The organism is Mesorhizobium sp. M0663 (genome assembly GCF_040320585.1).
GTDB lineage: Bacteria > Pseudomonadota > Alphaproteobacteria > Rhizobiales > Rhizobiaceae > Mesorhizobium.
Map to the genome: position 1 here is coordinate 1 of NZ_JAMYPX010000012.1, position 17,361 is coordinate 17,361.

The 17,361-nt window shown below is 61.8% G+C and carries 18 protein-coding genes; 6 read left to right on the forward strand and 12 right to left on the reverse strand.

Annotated features, from left to right (window positions below; translation table 11 throughout):
• Positions 1 to 150: 150 nt before the first annotated feature.
• Together NKI54_RS20360 and NKI54_RS20365 are read right to left on the reverse strand one after the other, a co-directional pair.
• Positions 151 to 1,257 carry an aldo/keto reductase gene (locus NKI54_RS20360; protein ID WP_023674933.1) on the reverse strand — a complete coding sequence of 369 codons (1,107 nt, stop codon included), beginning with the start codon at positions 1,255 to 1,257 and terminating at the stop codon, positions 151 to 153.
• A 54-nt stretch (positions 1,258 to 1,311) separates the two neighbouring features.
• Complete coding sequence (locus tag NKI54_RS20365; protein ID WP_023674932.1) at positions 1,312 to 1,740, reverse strand: nuclear transport factor 2 family protein; 429 nt, start codon at positions 1,738 to 1,740, stop codon at positions 1,312 to 1,314.
• A 114-nt stretch (positions 1,741 to 1,854) separates the two neighbouring features.
• Between NKI54_RS20365 and NKI54_RS20370 the strand changes: the two genes are divergently transcribed.
• Positions 1,855 to 2,793, forward strand: coding sequence for a LysR family transcriptional regulator (locus tag NKI54_RS20370; protein ID WP_023674931.1), 939 nt, complete (start codon positions 1,855 to 1,857; stop codon positions 2,791 to 2,793).
• Here the strand turns inward: NKI54_RS20370 and tsf are convergent, their stop codons facing one another.
• From tsf to NKI54_RS20395, 5 genes are all read right to left on the reverse strand, one after another.
• A complete protein-coding gene (gene tsf, locus NKI54_RS20375; RefSeq protein WP_352471655.1) occupies positions 2,794 to 3,717 on the reverse strand; it encodes a translation elongation factor Ts in 924 nt (307 codons plus the stop codon).
• A 119-nt stretch (positions 3,718 to 3,836) separates the two neighbouring features.
• Complete coding sequence (gene rpsB, locus NKI54_RS20380) at positions 3,837 to 4,634, reverse strand: 30S ribosomal protein S2 (protein WP_031211288.1); 798 nt, start codon at positions 4,632 to 4,634, stop codon at positions 3,837 to 3,839.
• Between the two features lie 204 nt (positions 4,635 to 4,838).
• Entirely contained in the window at positions 4,839 to 5,117 is a 279-nt protein-coding gene (locus tag NKI54_RS20385) for a DUF4031 domain-containing protein (protein WP_352455747.1), read from the reverse strand.
• 43 nt (positions 5,118 to 5,160) lie between these two features.
• Positions 5,161 to 6,459 carry a lysophospholipid acyltransferase family protein gene (locus tag NKI54_RS20390; protein ID WP_352593433.1) on the reverse strand — a complete coding sequence of 433 codons (1,299 nt, stop codon included), beginning with the start codon at positions 6,457 to 6,459 and terminating at the stop codon, positions 5,161 to 5,163.
• Between the two features lie 135 nt (positions 6,460 to 6,594).
• Entirely contained in the window at positions 6,595 to 7,422 is an 828-nt protein-coding gene (locus NKI54_RS20395; protein ID WP_023674927.1) for a cell envelope integrity EipB family protein, read from the reverse strand.
• A 138-nt stretch (positions 7,423 to 7,560) separates the two neighbouring features.
• Between NKI54_RS20395 and NKI54_RS20400 the strand changes: the two genes are divergently transcribed.
• The 4 genes from NKI54_RS20400 to NKI54_RS20415 all read left to right on the forward strand — a co-directional run bounded on the left by NKI54_RS20400 (position 7,561) and on the right by NKI54_RS20415 (position 10,574).
• Entirely contained in the window at positions 7,561 to 8,025 is a 465-nt protein-coding gene (locus NKI54_RS20400; RefSeq protein ID WP_352593436.1) for a RidA family protein, read from the forward strand.
• 14 nt (positions 8,026 to 8,039) lie between these two features.
• Positions 8,040 to 8,768: a glycerophosphodiester phosphodiesterase gene (locus NKI54_RS20405; protein ID WP_023674925.1), complete on the forward strand. Its 729-nt coding sequence runs from the start codon at positions 8,040 to 8,042 to the stop codon at positions 8,766 to 8,768.
• A gap of 40 nt (positions 8,769 to 8,808) precedes the next feature.
• A complete protein-coding gene (locus NKI54_RS20410; protein ID WP_352636757.1) occupies positions 8,809 to 10,023 on the forward strand; it encodes a GNAT family N-acetyltransferase in 1,215 nt (404 codons plus the stop codon).
• 119 nt (positions 10,024 to 10,142) lie between these two features.
• Entirely contained in the window at positions 10,143 to 10,574 is a 432-nt protein-coding gene (locus NKI54_RS20415) for an HIT family protein (RefSeq protein ID WP_352593442.1), read from the forward strand.
• A 96-nt stretch (positions 10,575 to 10,670) separates the two neighbouring features.
• On the opposite strand, the gene clpA is transcribed toward NKI54_RS20415, so the two are convergent.
• The 3 genes from clpA to NKI54_RS20430 all read right to left on the reverse strand — a co-directional run bounded on the left by clpA (position 10,671) and on the right by NKI54_RS20430 (position 14,076).
• Positions 10,671 to 13,139, reverse strand: coding sequence for an ATP-dependent Clp protease ATP-binding subunit ClpA (clpA, locus tag NKI54_RS20420; protein ID WP_352593445.1), 2,469 nt, complete (start codon positions 13,137 to 13,139; stop codon positions 10,671 to 10,673).
• A gap of 6 nt (positions 13,140 to 13,145) precedes the next feature.
• Positions 13,146 to 13,472, reverse strand: coding sequence for an ATP-dependent Clp protease adapter ClpS (clpS, locus tag NKI54_RS20425; protein ID WP_023674921.1), 327 nt, complete (start codon positions 13,470 to 13,472; stop codon positions 13,146 to 13,148).
• A gap of 274 nt (positions 13,473 to 13,746) precedes the next feature.
• On the reverse strand, positions 13,747 to 14,076 hold the full coding sequence (locus NKI54_RS20430; RefSeq protein ID WP_352471661.1) for a phasin family protein: 330 nt from the start codon (positions 14,074 to 14,076) through the stop codon (positions 13,747 to 13,749).
• 298 nt (positions 14,077 to 14,374) lie between these two features.
• Between NKI54_RS20430 and NKI54_RS20435 the strand changes: the two genes are divergently transcribed.
• Positions 14,375 to 15,760: a D-alanyl-D-alanine carboxypeptidase gene (locus tag NKI54_RS20435; protein WP_352593448.1), complete on the forward strand. Its 1,386-nt coding sequence runs from the start codon at positions 14,375 to 14,377 to the stop codon at positions 15,758 to 15,760.
• A gap of 47 nt (positions 15,761 to 15,807) precedes the next feature.
• Here the strand turns inward: NKI54_RS20435 and NKI54_RS20440 are convergent, their stop codons facing one another.
• The gene (locus NKI54_RS20440) at positions 15,808 to 16,506 is read right to left on the reverse strand and encodes a DnaJ domain-containing protein (RefSeq protein WP_352593451.1); all 699 of its coding nucleotides are present in this window, start codon (positions 16,504 to 16,506) and stop codon (positions 15,808 to 15,810) included.
• Entirely contained in the window at positions 16,506 to 17,237 is a 732-nt protein-coding gene (locus tag NKI54_RS20445; RefSeq protein ID WP_352593453.1) for a vWA domain-containing protein, read from the reverse strand. Before NKI54_RS20445 ends, NKI54_RS20440 begins: the two co-directional genes overlap by 1 nt.
• Positions 17,238 to 17,361 lie beyond the last annotated feature (124 nt).

Genomic DNA, 17,361 nt, shown 5'->3' on the forward strand with positions numbered 1-17,361 from the left:
GCGGCCACCCCGTGAGGAGCGCTCCCGTCTGGGGGGGGGGGGCGGGGCCGCCCCCCCCCCAACCCCTGGGCCCCACCACACCCCGCGGCCCCCCGGCCCCCCCCCCCCCCCCCCGAGCCGGAAAGTTGAGATCGTGGACCGGGATAGCCGTCAGCTCACGCCGGCAAAAGTGCCTCGCATGAGCAGATCCGGCAGATAGCTTGCCGGCTTACCGCCAACCGCCTGCCCACCGGTCAGGCCGCCTTGTATTTCAGGGCCGAAGAACGAATACGGAAAGGGCGTGACCGGCCGGCTCACCGCATCGAGCCGTGCCCGAAGATCTTCGGGAATGTCGAAATCAAGCGCGCCGAGATTGTCCTTGAGCTGGTCAAGCCTGGTGGCGCCGACGATGACGGATGCAATGCCTGGCCTGTTTGCCGTCCAGTTCAAGGCGATCTGGGCCATGCTGCGGCCGAGCTGGCCGGCAACCCTCTCCAGTTCGGCGACGATTTGCCAGTTGCGATCGGTGAATTTCTGGAAACCGGGATTGGTCGAACCACGCATTGTCTCCAGCCGGCCACCATCCTCGACGATTGTATCGAAACGGTATTTTCCGCTGAGCAGGCCGCTGGCCAATGGACTCCAGACCATGATTCCGGCGCCATAGCGCGTGCCGAACGGCACGAACTCGTGCTCGATGTTGCGCTCGGCCAGCGAATATTCGAGCTGAAGCGCCGAAACCGGTTCATAGCCGCGATGCTCGGCGACGGCCTGCGCCCGGCTTGCGTACCAGGCCGGCACGTCGGACATACCGACATGCCGGATCTTTCCGGCGCGCACCAGATCGTCCAGCGTCCGCATCACCTCCTCCGGCGGCGTCAGCCTGTCCCAGGTATGGAGGATGTAGAGGTCGATGTAGTCGGTGCCGAGCCGCTTCAGCGAACCGTCTATCGCCCGCAGGATGTTCTTGCGGCCGTTGCCCCCGGCGTTCGGGTTGCCCGGTTCGGCGTTGTAGGTGAATTTGGTACTGATCACCGCCTTGTCGCGCAGCCCACGCTCGGCGATGAATTCGCCGAGCCAGGTTTCGGCCGTGCCACCGGTATAGAGATCGGCGGTATCGAAGAAATTGCCACCGGCTTCGACATAGGCATCAACCAAGGCGCGCGCGGTTTCCTTCTCCGCGCCCCAGCCCCATTCCGTGCCGAACGTCATGGTGCCGAGCGCCAGGCGGGTGACACGCAGCCCGCTGTTGCCGAGCGTGTAGTAGGACATGGTCATGGATTTCTCCTGAAGTTTGAAAAGCGGGATTGAGGTCTTGCCTGGGATACGCAGTCAGGCCTTGGCCAGCGCATCGACCACCACCTGGAAGCGGCGCGGATCGAAATAATCGTGGTAGGTGCTGATCAGACCGCTCTTGAAGTGGAAAATCGCGATATTGCTGTTGGTGTATTCAGTGCCGCCGATCAGCACCGCGCGGTTCTTGTACTCAACGACGATCGCGTCCGAATCCGCTGCCGGATAGATGGCTGTCAGCTGCGAATCGAAGGATTCGAAATTACCGAAGAGGCCTCGGAAGGCCGCCAGGATCGCGGCTTTACCATCGATGCTGTTTCCAAATCCTGCCGGCGGGTAGAAGACAAGTATACGGCCATCTTCAGCCCAAAGGTCGCCCCATGCCTCAATGTCCTTGCGGTGCATCAGATCAAAGAATTTACGCACGGTCTCGAGATTACGGGTTCGTTCGGAATCGAGGTCGGTCATTAGACGTCTCCTTGGCTGCTCGGCGATTGCCGTGTGATGCAGCCAAAGATGCGCCCTCCTTTCTCCGCCGATAAGATTGCATTATCCGAATGGACTATGCGATATCATGCATGAATGGACCGCGATCTGCTTAGCCACCTACCTGTAATCGTTGCCGTCGCGCGGCGTGGCGGCTTCGCGCCGGCAGCCGCCGAGCTCGGCATGAGCCCGTCAGCGGTCAGCCATGCGGTTCGGCTGGTAGAGGAGCGAATCGGCCAGCCGTTGTTTGCCCGCACCACGCGCAGCGTCTCGCTGACCGAGGCTGGCACCGCGCTTGTCGCTGCGGCGGAGCCGGCGCTGGAAGACATTGCCGACCGGATCGAACGTATCCGCTCTGTCAAAGGCCGGGCAAGCGGACTGCTCAGGATCAACGCGCCGCGTTTGGCGCTGCCTCTGGCGCTGATGCCCATCCTGACGGCGATGGCGGAACGTTACCCTGACGTGACGGTGGAGATCGTCACCGACGAACGTCTGAGCGATATCGTCGGCGAGGGTTTCGACGCCGGCATCCGGCTGGGCGAGATGATCGCCGAGGATATGGTGACGGTGCGACTGACAGGGCCTTTCCGCAGCATCATCGTTGCCTCGCCGGCCTATGTCGGCCGGCGCGGGCGGCCATGGGCGTTGGCCGATCTCGCCGCGCACAACTGCATCGGCTATCGGCTGTTGCGATCACGTGCGCTCTATCGCTGGGATCTGTCCGATCAGGGCAAGGATATCAGCGTCGAGACACGCGGCAGCGTGGTCGTCAGCGATCCGCTGTCGGCAAGGGAAATGGCGCTTGCCGGCATCGGCCTCGCCTATCTGTTCGAGCCGCTTGTCAAGCCCGACATCGAGGCAGGCCGGCTGGTCGAAGTCCTTGGCGAGGCATCGATCGAGGAACCGGGACTGTTCCTCTATTTCCCGCGCCGCGCCGCGATGGCCCCGAAGCTCCGCGCCTTCATCGACACCGCGCAAGAAATCGGCCGGGCATCCTCGCGGATACCCGGCCGAAAAAGCCTTTCAAACGAATAGTTACTTCTTGACCGCTGCCGCGACTTCCGCCGCGAAATCGGTCTCTTCCTTCTCGATGCCCTCACCGAGCGCGAAGCGCAGATAGGCAGCGATTTTGGCTGGCGCCCCGATTTCGCTTTCGGCATCCTTCAGCGCCTTCTCGACGGTAATGTCGGGATTGAGCACGAAAGCCTGCTTGAGCAGCACGACCTCTTCATAGAACTTGCGCAAACGGCCTTCGACCATCTTCTCGATGATCGCTTCCGGCTTGCCGGACTGGCGCGCCTGGTCGGCGAAGATCGCCTTCTCGCGTTCCACTGCGGCCGGATCGAGCTCTTCGGTGGTCAGGGCCATCGGATTGGTGGCAGCGACATGCATGGCAACCTGACGGGCGAAGGCGTTGGCGGCATGCGCGTTGCCTGTCGTCTCGATGGCCACTAGCACGCCGAGCTTGCCAAGGCCGTCGGCGACTGCATTGTGAACGTAGGTTGCGACAGCGCCGTGCTCGACGGTGAGCTTGGCCGAGCGGCGGAAGCCCAGATTCTCGCCGATGGTGCCGACAGCGTCCTTGATGGTCTCGGCGACCGACTTGCCCGAGCCCGGATAGGGAGCGGCGGCAACGGCCTCGGTCTTGCCGCCATAGGCAAGCGCGACCTTCGCGACATTGGCGACGATCTCCTGGAACGCAGCATTGCGGGCAACGAAGTCCGTCTCGGAATTGACCTCGACAATCGCTGCCTCGCGGACGCCGGAATCTACGCCGATCAGGCCTTCGGCAGCGGTACGGCCAGCCTTCTTGTCGGCCTTGGAAATGCCCTTCTTGCGCAGCCAGTCGATGGCTTCTTCCATATTGCCGTTGGTCTCGTTCAACGCCGCCTTGCAATCCATCATGCCCGCGCCGGTCAAGTCGCGGAGTTCTTTGACCTGTGCAGCCGAAATGCTCATTGTCGCCTCTTTGTCTAAATGCACTGACGCACCATCGATTTTCGATGATGCGCCTGGTGCCGGTAGCGCTTACCGCGCCAACATATTGGAAAGATGAAGGCCGCAGCCGGCCTTCGCTACTATGCTTCCGGGGTCTGGGCTGCCGGGCTCTCGGCGGCCGGGGTCTGATCGAGCGCCGGTTCGACCGGAGCCTCGACCGATGCGCCGATATCGACACCGAGCGCGCCCTGCTGACGGGCGATGCCGTCGATAGCTGCCTTGGCGATCAAATCGCAATACAGCTGGATGGCGCGGGCCGCGTCGTCATTGCCGGGGATCGGGAAGTCGATCTTGTCCGGGTCGCAGTTGGAATCGATGATGGCAACGACCGGGATGCCGAGACGCTTGGCCTCGAGAATGGCGATCGCTTCCTTGTTGGTGTCGATCACGAACATCAAATCGGGCGTCGAACCCATATCCTTGATGCCGCCCAGCGCCTTGTCGAGCTTCTCACGCTCGCGGTCGAGGTTGAGGCGCTCCTTCTTGGTCAGGCCCTGAGCCTCGCCGGCCAGCATTTCGTCGAGCTTGCGCAGGCGCTGGATGGAATTCGAGATCGTCTTCCAGTTGGTCAGCATGCCGCCGAGCCAGCGCGAGTTGACATAGTACTGGGCCGAGCGCTGCGCGGCATCGGCGACGATGTCGGAGGCCTGGCGCTTGGTGCCGACGAACAGCACGCGGCCGCCCTTGGCAACAGTGTCGGAAACCTGCTTCAGCGCCTGGTGCAGCAAAGGCACCGTCTGCGAGAGGTCGATGATGTGTATGTTGTTGCGGGCGCCGTAGATATAGGGCGCCATTTTCGGGTTCCAGCGGTGGGTCTGGTGGCCGAAGTGAATGCCAGCTTCCAATAGCTGGCGCATGCTGAAATCAGGCAGAGCCATTCTTATTTCCTTTCCGGTTAGCCTCCACGGACACAGGCATTTTTGGACTTTGTCCTCGAACGCCACCGGAGGTTTCAGCCGGATTTCTCCCGGGCAGACACCAAAGTCCGTGTGTGGAATGAGCGCGCATATAGAGGGGAAGCGCGACAAACGCAAGCGTTGTGGCGTCTTGTGGTTCAGCGTGCGGCGATCAGCGCACCGGTGTCATCGCCGCATCTTCCCCTTCGGCACCCGCACACGCCGGAAAACGGCGACGATCTCCTCGCGGCTGCATTCGATGGCGCCTAACCGCACTGCGCGGTCGCGCTCGAACCCGGTTATGTCATAATGCGGTGCCGATGTCTTCGGCGGTCCTTGGTAGGACGCGCGCTTGATGCCGAGCTGCCCGGCAAAGCGATGCAGCTCGTCGGTGTCGTCTGCCAGCAGATGGCACCAGCGGTGGCCGATCCATTTCCAGATCGCCGCATCGACATAGACCGCCATGAGATTTGCCGCACTCCTTCATCTTGCGCCGACCAACACGCCGCTAACGATGATAGAAGGGATTGGCATAGAAAATGAAGCCGCCGCCGGCCTCGAGTTGCGTCATCGTCCTGGTGACGGTCTCCTGCATCCGGTCGTGCAGTTCGGCGAGTGCCTCCTCGACGGAGCCTTGATAGGCGTGCAAGCCTAGCGGCTCCGGTACCCGGACATAGGCGCGGCGTGGGCCTGCCGGCTGCGGCACGAAACGGTTGATCGTATCGCGCAGCGTACCCTTGCAATAGTCGTTGCGGATCCGCTTCAAATGTTCGGCGATCTCCTCCTGCGTGATGCGCGGATTGGCTGAAGCCCACGGCCCGACACGCTGCAGGCGCTGGATTGTATCTGCCAGCGTTCGGACCTGCTTCTGGATTTCGGTGCCGTCCATGTTCTCCCCCAGCCAGCGCCGCGACCGGCGCAAAAGCTCGGCAGTGTCGAGCGTGCCGGCGTCGACCGAGACAAGTTCGGCAAGGCGACGGCCGAGTTCGGTCAGCAGGTCCTTTTGACGTGCGTCGTACGAAGCCCGCTCATCGGACCGCAGGCCATATGCAGCCTCATCGCGCGACAGCAAGGTCGCATAGATATGATGGATGCGCTCCGGCAGCGAATTGGCGGCACGGCGTTCGATCTTCAGGCTGTGCTCGACATAGGCGCATTCCTTTGCCAGCGCTGCCTCGACATTCCCCGTGAAAGCAAGCTTCCAGATCACGGGCGCGATCCAAACCTTGAAGTCCGGATCCGTCAGGCGGCCGCGCTTCAGCGCCTCGAACCCCATTTCGACCGCGCCCGGCAGCAGCGGGGCAATGATGTTGGCATGCCAGCCGACACCGCCTTCGGGATGCAGGAGCACGCCGTGCCCCTTCAGCGCCCAGGCCACCGAATGTTCCTTGGCGGCCGCGCTGTTGCCCGGGATTTGCGCGATCAGATTGTTGGCCAACCAGAATTTCTGCATGAGCCGGCCAAGCCCGTTGACGACGCCGTGCGTGGCCCAGGATGCCGCCAGCGGGCTTACCCGCGAGACGACCTCCTTGTCGATCATCCAGTCGGTAAAGAATTCGGGATGGTTGGGCGTGATGAACGTCGCCTTGCCCGCGCCGCAACAAGCCTTCAGCCTTTGCCGGTCATTCTCCGGAAAATCGATGTGGCGGACATTGGCGACGCCGCGCAAACCGGCCAGACGGTTGAATGGCAACAGGTCGCGAAACCCCGGAACGCCGTGCAGCATGACAATCCGGTTGACGAATGTCATAGCGTTGATCAGCGTCGCATTGGGCCGCGGCGCCACAAAAACGTCGATCCTGCTCAACCTGCTCCCCCGCGGCCCATACTGTCATAAGACGTTGATAGGCAATTGCGGCATGCTCAAGTCGATGCGACTTGCCCCGCAAGATTAAGCGCTACCATCCCGGATAGCGGCCGGCGGCTTGCCGTTCACTCGAGCTTATTTAGACGGGCAGGTCTTTGGCTGATCGAACAGCGACAGATTGACCAATTTGCCGGTCATTGAGAACTCGCCATAGTCCATGACGAGATCGCGCGTGATGCCGTTCTTGTGCAGCTTGAAGCTGATCCGGTATTCCGGCACCTCCTCGCCGCCTTTGTCGGCATCATCGAAATAGGCGATGTCGACCGGCCAGTATTTGTCGGTGGCGAGCTTGGCCAGCGCCGGCGCTTCCGGATCGGCATTGTCGGCATCGGCTTGCTTGCCGACGACGACGGTGGTGGTCACCACCTTGTTGGCATCCTCAGAGCCGTCGAACAGGTTGGTTTCGTAGAAACGCTCGCCCTTTTCCGCCTTGCCGATCATTTCGACCATTTGCTGGGTCGGGAACTGGGTCGGCGCGAGTTCCAGGCTGTTCTTCTCGGGCTTGTCGATATCGACCTTGAGACCGTTGGCTTCCTTCGTTGCGGTACCCTTGACCTCCTTGTCGAGGTTCTGGTCGACAAAGGATTTGTTCACGAAGGAGAAGGTCTTGCCCTCGGCATCCTCGAAGGTGGTCATCTGCTGGTCGGTCAGCCTGGTGTTGTCGCTGGTTACGATCTGGGTCACCAAACGGAACTTTACTGTATAGCCCTCGCAAGGCGAGCCGTTGAACTCGTAGACCATGCGGCCGGTGATGCCGGTAATACCGGAACGGTCTGAAGCCTTGTCGAGTGAAATGTCGTAAACAGCACGATGCGCCTGCAGCGCAGGCACCGCAAAAGCGGGAGCCGCCCAGGAAGCCGCTGTCAAGAGAACGGCGTTGAATGCGAGGCGCGTTGCGCGCATGGGGTGCTCCGATCATCGCGGCTAATGGCAGGCCGCATGGAAAGATGGTCCAGCTTAAAAAAAGTCGTGGCGGAAGCGAGGCAAAAATAGCAATTTCGGCCCGGCCTGCGCGGCACCTTCAAGCAATAGGGAAATAGCATGAGCGAAACAATCGAAAAGCGGCTAAGCGATCTCGGCGTGACGCTGCCGGCCGCCGCCGCGCCCGCCGCCAATTACGTGCCCTATTGCCGGACCGGCAATCTGCTGTTCACCGCCGGGCAGTTGCCGCTCAAGGACGGCAAGCTCCAGGCGAGCGGACTGCTTGGCCGCGATGTCGACACCGCGACCGGCAAGGAAGCCGCAAAATACTGTGCGATCAACATATTGGCCCAGGCTCAGGCGGCACTTGGCGATCTCGAGAAAATCCGTCGCTTGGTGAAGATCACCGTCTTCGTCGCCTCGGCACCGGATTTTGTCGAACAGCATCTGGTTGCCAACGGCGCCTCGGATTTTCTCGCCGCCGTGCTCGGCGATCGCGGCAAGCACGCTCGCTCCGCCGTCGGCACCGCCTCCCTGCCGCTTAATGCCGCAGTGGAAATCGAAGCGATCTTCGAAGTCGAATGACCGGGACTGCAACCATGACCGATCTTTCCTGGCTGACCGCCCGGCCCGTCGCCCATCGCGGCCTCCACGACATGAACAAGACGCGCTGGGAGAACACCCTTTCCGCCTTCGCTGCGGCGGCCGAGCGCGGCTACGCGATCGAATGCGATGTGCACCTATCATCCGACGGCGTCCCCGTCATCATCCACGATGGCGATCTGCGGCGGCTGACCGGCGAGGACGGCTTCGTCTGGCAGCGTACGGCTGCAGAGATCACGGCGCTGAAGGTCGGCGGCACCGCCGACCATTTGCCGACGCTGCAGCAGGCGCTTGATCTGGTCGACGGCCGTGTGCCGATGGTTGTCGAGCTGAAAGGTGCTGCCGGGCACGACGAAGGCCTGGTCGAAAGCGTCGGCAAGATGCTCAAGCATTACAAGGGCAAGACCGCGATCATGTCGTTCGACCATTGGCTGATCCGCGAGTTCCCGAAATATGCACCCGGCATACCCGGCGGGTTGACCGCCTACGGCAACGACAACCACCTGATCGAGGCGCATTTCGCCATGCTGGCGCATGACATCGCCTTCACCTCCTACGCTGCCGGCGACCTGCCGAACCGGTTCGTCTCCTTCGTGCGAGAGAGACTCGGTATGCCGGTGATCACCTGGACCGTGCACGACCAGCCTGCCGTCGACCTGACCTTCAAATATGCCGACCAGATGACATTCGAAGGATTCGAGCCCGATCTGGTACGGCTTGCCTGAGCGGGCTTGTATGGGTCCGCAGCGAGCTTAAGTAAGCCTCATGGATCAAGGGGACGACTGCGAAAGACAAACGGCGAATGCGGAGCTGTCGATCCGCATCGCCGCGGGCATCGGCGCCTTTACCAGCGCTGAATGGGACAGCCTCGGCGGCACTACACGCGGCGATGCAGAATACGGCTACAACCCGCTTGTTTCATTGGCCTTTTTGAGCGCGCTGGAAGATTCCGGCTGCGCTGTTCGGCGCACCGGCTGGCAAGGCCATCACCTCAGGCTGGAAACCGCGCGAGGCAAGTTGCTCGGAGCGGTCCCCTGCTATCTGAAGTCGCACAGCCAGGGCGAATATGTCTTCGACCATGGCTGGTCGGACGCGTTCGAACGCGCCGGCGGGCGCTACTATCCGAAGCTGCAATGCGCGGTGCCGTTCACACCCGTCACCGGCCCTCGCCTGCTGGTCGGCAGGGGCGAGGACAGCCCCACCGTCAAGGCCGGTCTTGCGGCCGGTCTGAAGGCGGTGACGGATAAGCTCGGCGTGTCTTCCGCGCATGTTACTTTCGCGCCGGAGGACGACGTCCAGATATTGGCGGCGGCCGGCTTCCTGCATCGCACCGACCAGCAGTTTCACTTCTTCAACGAAGGCTTCTCGAGCTACGACGATTTTCTCGCAACGTTAGCCTCGCGCAAGCGCAAGGCAATGAAGAAAGAGCGGCGCGAGGCCCTCGCCGACGGCATCTCGATCGACTGGCTGACCGGCAAGGATCTGACCGAAAAGGCCTGGGACGACTTTTTCGCGTTCTACATGGATACCGGCAGCAGGAAATGGGGCCGGCCCTACCTCAACCGCGATTTCTTCTCGCTGATCGGCGAGCGCATGGCCGACGACATCCTGCTGGTCATGGCCAAACGCAACGGGCGCTACATTGCAGGTGCCATCAACTTCATCGGCTCAGACGCGCTCTACGGCCGCAATTGGGGCTGCATCGAGGACCACCCATTCCTGCATTTCGAGGTCTGCTACCATCAGGCAATCGATTTCGCCATCTCGCGCAAGCTGAAGGTGGTTGAAGCCGGTGCGCAGGGCGAGCACAAGCTGGCGCGCGGCTACCGGCCCGTGACGATGCATTCGGCGCACTACATCGCCCATCCAGGTCTGCGCAATGCAGTGGCCGACTACCTCCAGCGCGAGCGGCGCGAAGTCGAGCGGATGAGCGAATATCTGGAAGAGCACACCCCGTTCCGCAAGGACATGGCGGAGTAGGGTAGCGAGCCCAATCGCTCAGCCGAGCGGGCCGGCACGGCCGATGTCGACCGATCGTCTTGCCCGCCCGGAACAGCTTCGCTACACGAGACAGCGAGCCAAGAACCGGAGCGCGCGCCATGGCCGAAGCAACCTATGACAGCAGCAACATCTTCGCCAAAATCCTGCGCGGAGAAATCCCTTCGCACCGCGTCTACGAAGATGACGCGGTCATCGTCTTCATGGATGTGATGCCGCAAGGGCAGGGTCACACGCTAGTGGTGCCGAAAGCGCCGTCGCGCAACCTGCTTGACGCGGATCCGGCGGCGCTTGGCCCGCTCTTCGCTCACGTCCAGAAAATTGCGCGGGCCGTAAAGAAGGCCTTCGATGCCGATGGCGTCACGGTTATGCAGTTCAACGAACCAGCTTCGGGGCAGACTGTCTTTCACCTTCACGTCCATGTCATTCCGCGCTTCGAGGGCATTCCCCTGAAACCGCACAGCGGACAGATGGAAAAGCCTGAAGTCCTGGCCGAGAACGCCGGCAAGATACGGATGGCGCTGGCAAGCTGAACCGGCGCAAACCGCTCCGGCGGGCGCCGGGTGCTTAATCGGAAGGTGTCACAAAAAAAGCCCCGTTTCCGGGGCTTTTTTTGACTTGCGGATTCGTCAGTTCTTACGCGGCAGTTGCGGCACAAGGCTGCGCTTGCCACCATCCTTGCCTTTCGGCTCCGGCTTCTGCGCCACCGCCTTTTTCGCGGCGGGCTTTTTCGCCACCGCCTTCTTGGCCTTCGGCGCGTCGTCCGGCTCTTCCTTCTTCGGCTTCACCGGCGCCTCGTCGGCGAGCGATTCGAGCTTCAGGCCGGTCTCGCCGGTTTCCTTCTTCTCGACAGTGACACGTACTGTGCCGCCCTTCTTGAGCTTGCCGAACAGCACCTCGTCGGCCAGCGGCTTCTTGATGTGCTCCTGGATGACACGGCCAAGCGGCCGGGCGCCCATGCGCTCGTCATAGCCCTTGTCGGCCAGCCATGCGATCGCCTCCTGCGACAGGTCGAATGTCACGCCGCGCTCGGAAAGCTGTGCTTCCAGCTGCATGACGAACTTCTGCACCACCTGATGGATGACCGGCACCGGCAGCGAGCCGAACGGAATGATCGCATCGAGACGGTTGCGGAACTCCGGCGTGAACAGCCGGTTGATCGCCTCGACATCGTCGCCTTCGCGCTTGGTCGAACCGAAACCGATGGCCGCGCGCTGCGCGTCGGACGCGCCCGCATTGGTGGTCATGATCAGGATGACATTGCGGAAGTCGATCTGCTTGCCGTTGTGGTCGGTCAGCTTGCCGTGATCCATGACCTGCAACAGGATGTTGAACAGATCCGGATGCGCCTTCTCCACTTCGTCCAGCAACAGCACGCAATGCGGATGCTGGTCGACGCCGTCGGTCAGAAGGCCGCCCTGGTCGAAGCCGACATAGCCGGGAGGCGCGCCGATCAGCCGTGAAACGGTGTGGCGTTCCATATATTCCGACATGTCGAAGCGGATCAGCTCCACGCCGAGCGAGGCGGCGAGCTGCTTGGCCACTTCCGTCTTGCCGACACCGGTCGGACCCGAGAACAGGTACGAGCCGATCGGCTTTTCCGGTTCCCGCAGGCCGGCCCGCGCCAGCTTGATGGCCGAAGTCAGCGCGGTGATCGCGGTGTCCTGGCCGTAGACGACGCGCTTCAACTCGATGTCGAGACCTTGCAGCACCTTCTCGTCGTCGGCGGAAACCGTCTTCGGCGGGATACGCGCCATCGTGGCGATCGTCGCTTCGATCTCCTTGATGCCGATGGTCTTCTTGCGCTTGGCTTCCGGCACCAGCATCTGCGAGGCGCCGGTCTCGTCGATCACGTCGATCGCCTTGTCCGGCAGCTTGCGGTCGTTGATGTAACGCGCCGAGAGCTCGACCGAAGCCTTGATCGCCTCGCTCGTGTAGCGAACCTTGTGGAACTCCTCGAAATAGGGCTTGAGGCCCTTCATGATCTCGATGGCGTCCTCGACGGTCGGCTCGTTGACGTCGATCTTCTGGAAGCGCCGCACCAGCGCGCGGTCCTTCTCGAAGAACTGACGGAACTCCTTGTAGGTGGTCGAGCCGATGCAGCGGATCGCGCCGGACGACAGCGCCGGCTTCAACAGGTTCGACGCATCCATGGCGCCGCCAGAGGTGGCCCCTGCCCCGATCACGGTGTGGATCTCATCAATGAACAGCACGGCGCCGGGATAATCCTCGAGCTCCTTGACGACCTGCTTCAGCCGCTCCTCGAAATCGCCGCGATAGCGGGTGCCGGCCAGTAGCGTGCCCATGTCGAGCGCGAAGATGGTGGCATTGTGCAGCACTTCGGGAACGTCGCCCTCGACGATACGCTTGGCGAGGCCTTCGGCGATTGCCGTCTTGCCGACGCCGGGATCACCGACATAGAGCGGGTTGTTCTTGGAGCGGCGGCACAGCACCTGGATGGTCCGGTTGATCTCGCTCTCGCGACCGATCAATGGATCGATCTTGCCGGCCTTGGCCTTGTTGTTCAGGTTGACGCAATAGGCAGTCAGCGCGTCCTGCTGCTGCTTCTTCTTGCCGCCTTCCTCTTGCGGCTCGGCCCCGCTCTGGCCGCCTTGCTCGTCGTCGGCGCCGCGCGGCGTCCGCGTCTCGGAAGCGCCGGGGCGCTTGGCGATGCCATGCGAGATATAGTTGACCGCGTCGTAGCGGGTCATCTGCTGTTCCTGCAGGAAGTAAGCGGCGTGGCTCTCGCGCTCAGCGAAGATGGCGACGAGCACGTTGGCGCCGGACACCTCCTCGCGACCTGACGACTGCACATGGATCACCGCGCGCTGGATGACGCGCTGGAAACCGGCAGTCGGCTTGGAATCTTCATCGTAGCCGGTGACGAGGTTGTCGAGCTCGGTGTCGATATAGGTGAGGACCGTATGCTTCAACTCGTCGAGATCGACGTTGCAGGCACGCATGACGGCCGCCGCCTCGGTGTCGTCGATCAGGGCGAGCAGCAAATGTTCAAGGGTTGCATATTCATGGTGCCGCTCATTGGCGAGCGTCAGCGCTTGGTGAAGCGCCTTTTCCAGGCCTTGGGAGAAAGCCGGCATGTTACCTCACTTCTTCTCCATCACGCATTGCAGCGGATGCTGATTCTGTCGGGCGAAATCCATGACCTGAGCCACTTTGGTCTCGGCCACCTCGAATGTATAGACCCCGCACTCGCCCACCCCATGATTGTGAACATGAAGCATTATGCGTGTGGCGGCTTCGCGGTCCTTCTGGAAAAAGCGCTCCAGCACGTGGACCACGAATTCCATGGGTGTGTAGTCGTCGTTAAGAATGAGGACCCGATACAGACTGGGCTTCTTGGTCTTGGTTTTTGTGCGCGTGATGACGGCCGTGCCGCGACCGGCCTCATTGCCGTTGCTGCCGTTCTGCATTCGCACCACGTAGCTCGTGGCAGTCAAACCTGTAGTCACGTAGTCCTGCCTCTTTCGAATCCTCATGCATGCTCGACATGTAGGTGTTCGATGGACGATTTTAAGCCCTTCTGTTTAGCTGACAATATGGCTAGGTGGCCAAACTTGACCGATTTTTCAAATCGTGAAGACCGCAGGCCCCCGATTTCGAGCTGGCATGAAAAAACCCGGCCGCGCGTTCGCGACCGGGTCTGTCTTTGCAAGCCCAGGGGCCGGCTCGGAATGTTCGTCGAATTTACTTCGCCTTGGCGACGATCGATTCGAACGGCTTGTAGGCTTCCTTGGCGAGTTCGGCATAGAGATCGCCAAGCTTGGTGGCTTCGGTGACGAAGCTCTCATAGGACTGCTTGGCATAGTCGGACTGGATATCGATCGCCTTGTCCAGCGACTTGGCGGAAAAGAGCTTCTCAACAGCGGCGCTGCCGGCTTCGAAGCTTTTCTTGGTGTACTCGCCCGCCTCGGCGGCGATAGCCTGCGCACCCTTGGACAGCGAGGCGAAGCTCTTCAATCCGGTGTCCGCAAATTCCTTGCCGTATTTGCTGAAATCTTCATAGGTCTGGGTCATTTCACGCATTCCCTTGAACGGTTGCCTTGGACGATAGACGCGGCTTGTCCGGGCCGCGTTGTGCAATGCGTGTAAATATATTGTGCAGTGCACAAAAGTCAAGATTCCCGCGGCAATGCGGATCGTGAGCTGCCGGCAATCGCTAAGATTCGAATAAAGAGAAGCTCAATCCCACAGAAAATGGTGAACGCGGCGGTTACCATAAACGGATTGGTAACGCTGCCCGCGTTAGCGTGGCCGGAGGTGAGGCAGGACCCTTTGCCGCCTCCAAGGCAACGGAAATTCAAAGGAACTATCAGTGCGTAAGGCGTTGTCGGGCTTCGTTTCCAAATCCGCGTCCCCCCTCAAAACGATCATGATCCTCGCCATGGCGATGAGCTTCGTCGTCGCGGACGCGGCCTCATCCATGGCGGCCAAGTCGGCGGCCATCGTCATCGATGCCAAGACCGGCAAGGTGCTTTATTCGTCGGACGCCGATGGCCGGCGCTATCCGGCGTCGCTTACCAAGATGATGACGCTCTATCTGACGTTCGAGGCGTTGGCGAAGGGCAGGATCAGCAAGAATTCCCCGGTCGTGTTCTCGGCCAATGCCGCTGCCGAACCGCCGACGAAGCTCGGCGTCAAGCGGGGCGGCTCGGTCACGGTCGAGACCGCGATCCTGTCGATGGTGACCAAATCGGCAAACGATTCCGCAACAGCGCTTGGCGAGATGCTCGGCGGCAACGAAGCCAATTTCGCCCGCATGATGACCGCCAAGGCGCGGGCGCTGGGCATGAGGGGAACCGTTTTCCGCAACGCCAACGGCTTGCCTGATCCCGGCCAGTTCACGACCGCGCGCGACATGGCGATGCTCGGCATCGCCCTGAGAGAGCATTTCCCGCAATATTACGGCTATTTCTCGCAGCGCTCCTTTCTTTACGGGCGGCAGCGCATCAACGGCCACAATCGTCTGCTCGGACGCATCAAGGGCGTCGACGGCATCAAGACCGGTTACACCCGCGCCTCCGGTTACAATCTGGTCTCCTCGGTCTCGGATGGCGATCGGCGCATCGTAGCGGTGGTCATGGGCGGCAGGTCCGGCGGCAGCCGCGACAGCCAGATGGCCGGGTTGATCAATGCCTACATGCCGCAGGCGTCGTCGCGCGGCGGCGGCGTGCTGGTTGCCAAGGCCGGCGGCAATCCGATTTCAGCCTTGGCCAAGGTGCTTCTACCGAAGCATGACGCGCCGACACCGGACAGTAAGCCGGACGACGATGCCGTTGCCTCTCTTGTCGAGGAAAATGCGCCCGTCGTTGAAGAGACCGCTCCGGTCGTTCAGGCCAAGAGGGTCAAGACGACGGCTGTGTCGACGGTGGACGACGTGGCGACAGCCCGGGTCGCCGCAGCCTATGCCGAACCGGCGGCAGAGGTCGATCCGGTCAGCACGGCGTCGGTGCCATCCGGCTGGGCAATACAGGTCGCCTCTTCGCCAAAACAGGCCGAAGCGAAGGCTTTCCTCGACAAGGCGACGAAGCAGGCGCCCTCCGTTCTGACCGATGCCTCCGGTTTCACCGTCGCCTTCGACAAGGACGGTGTCACCTACTACCGCGCCCGGTTCGGTGGTTTCGGTTCGAAGACGGCTGCCTGGAAAGCCTGCAACGCTTTGAAAAAGAAGAAGATCGAGTGCTACGCCGTCCAGCAGTAAGCGGCGCGCGAAACGATATCTTTCCCGAAGTTCTGCGTCGAAGGAGACTAGTTGTGATTGGAGAGCAAGACGTCCTTGGCTTCATTGATCCGCGCCGCCAGGAAAGACGTGCCACCGATATCGGGGTGCAGGCGCTGCATCAGGCGGCGGTGCGCCTTGCGGACATCCGCCGCGGCAGCCCCCGCTTCAAGACCAAGGATCTTGTAGGCCTCCTCCTTAGTCATGGCGCCAGAACCTGGCGCAACACCCAGCCCTTCGCCACCATTCGCATCAGCGTCTTTGCGCCAGATGGGAAATCTGCCGTCAAGATACGTCTCTAGCAATTGGCGGCTCTCCGGATCGCCGGAGAGTTCGCGATAGAGTTGCTGCAATTCGGCAAGCCCCATCGAGCCAAGCATCTTGCCTTCATGGCGCCCAGCCAGCACAAGGCCTTCGAGGCCGCCGGTATCGTGATCGAGTTCCATCTCAAGCGCCGCCGTACGAACTGTGGAACGCTTGCCTGGTGCCAGTTTTGCCGCCGGCCGATTCATGCGCATGGAGCCGTACCAGGCGAGCGCAGCCGACAGGATCAAGCCGCCGATGCCCTCGCGCCCGACCAGCAGCACGGCGACGCCGACCAGCCCGAGCAGCACAGGTCCAAGCGTCCTCATGCCGCCTGCAAGCTTCGCCGGATCGGCGCGCAGGAAGACAGTGACCGTGCCGAGAAACACCAGAAGCAATGCTACGAAAGCGATAATCGCGCCCATCAGTTTCCGCCGCCCCGCATATGCTCGATCATCAGCCGATCCTCCGGCCTGCCCCGGGCCTCCAGTGCTTTCAGCCCGCCGGTCGCAAACACGGCGACAGACGAAAGCAGGCCGGCCAACGTCGCGGCAGCCCGCCGATCGAACCGGAACCAGGCCCCTTTCGACAGCCGCGCAATTTCCTTGAACGCCTTTTCCGCAGCGGCATCATGGCCCTCCTGAAAGACGAAGACAGGAACGCCGTGCAGACCGAGGCTGCCGGCCTTTTCGGCCAGATCATCTATGTTTTCTTCCATCGCGTCGCCGATATAGACCAGCGCGTTGACCTTGGCCGCCGCCGTCTGTTTCAGCGCATGGGCGAGCACCTTGCCGATCTGGGTATGGCCGCTGCGGCAGTCGATGCGCGTCATCAGCTGTTTCAGAGCTTCGGTATCGGTGACGAATGCGGACGAGCGGCACTCGCCAAGGCCGCGAAAATAGACAAGTTGAACCTTGAGCGCCCCGGCCTTGCCGACGGCGTCGAACATCTCGGCCTGCAGCGCACAGGCGAGATCCCAGGTCGGCTGGCGGCTCATCGTCGCGTCGAGGGACAGGATCAGCCTACCTGAACCGGTGGCGGATGCAGCGAGCGTCCTTGCCTGACGGAGAAACGCGTCGATCTCGCCGGTGCTCGATTGAGACTCGACCGGCGCAGGATTGGCCTTTGCAGACACGGGCTGCTTCTTGTCGCTCATGACATTCAAGATGTGGCGTTGTTCCCCGGCTTGCAAGCCCAGATGAGGCGACCTGGAGGACCGGTGATGATGGCACCTGCGGACAACGCTTCGGCTGGTGGTCTTGGCGTTGCGTTTCTTGGCG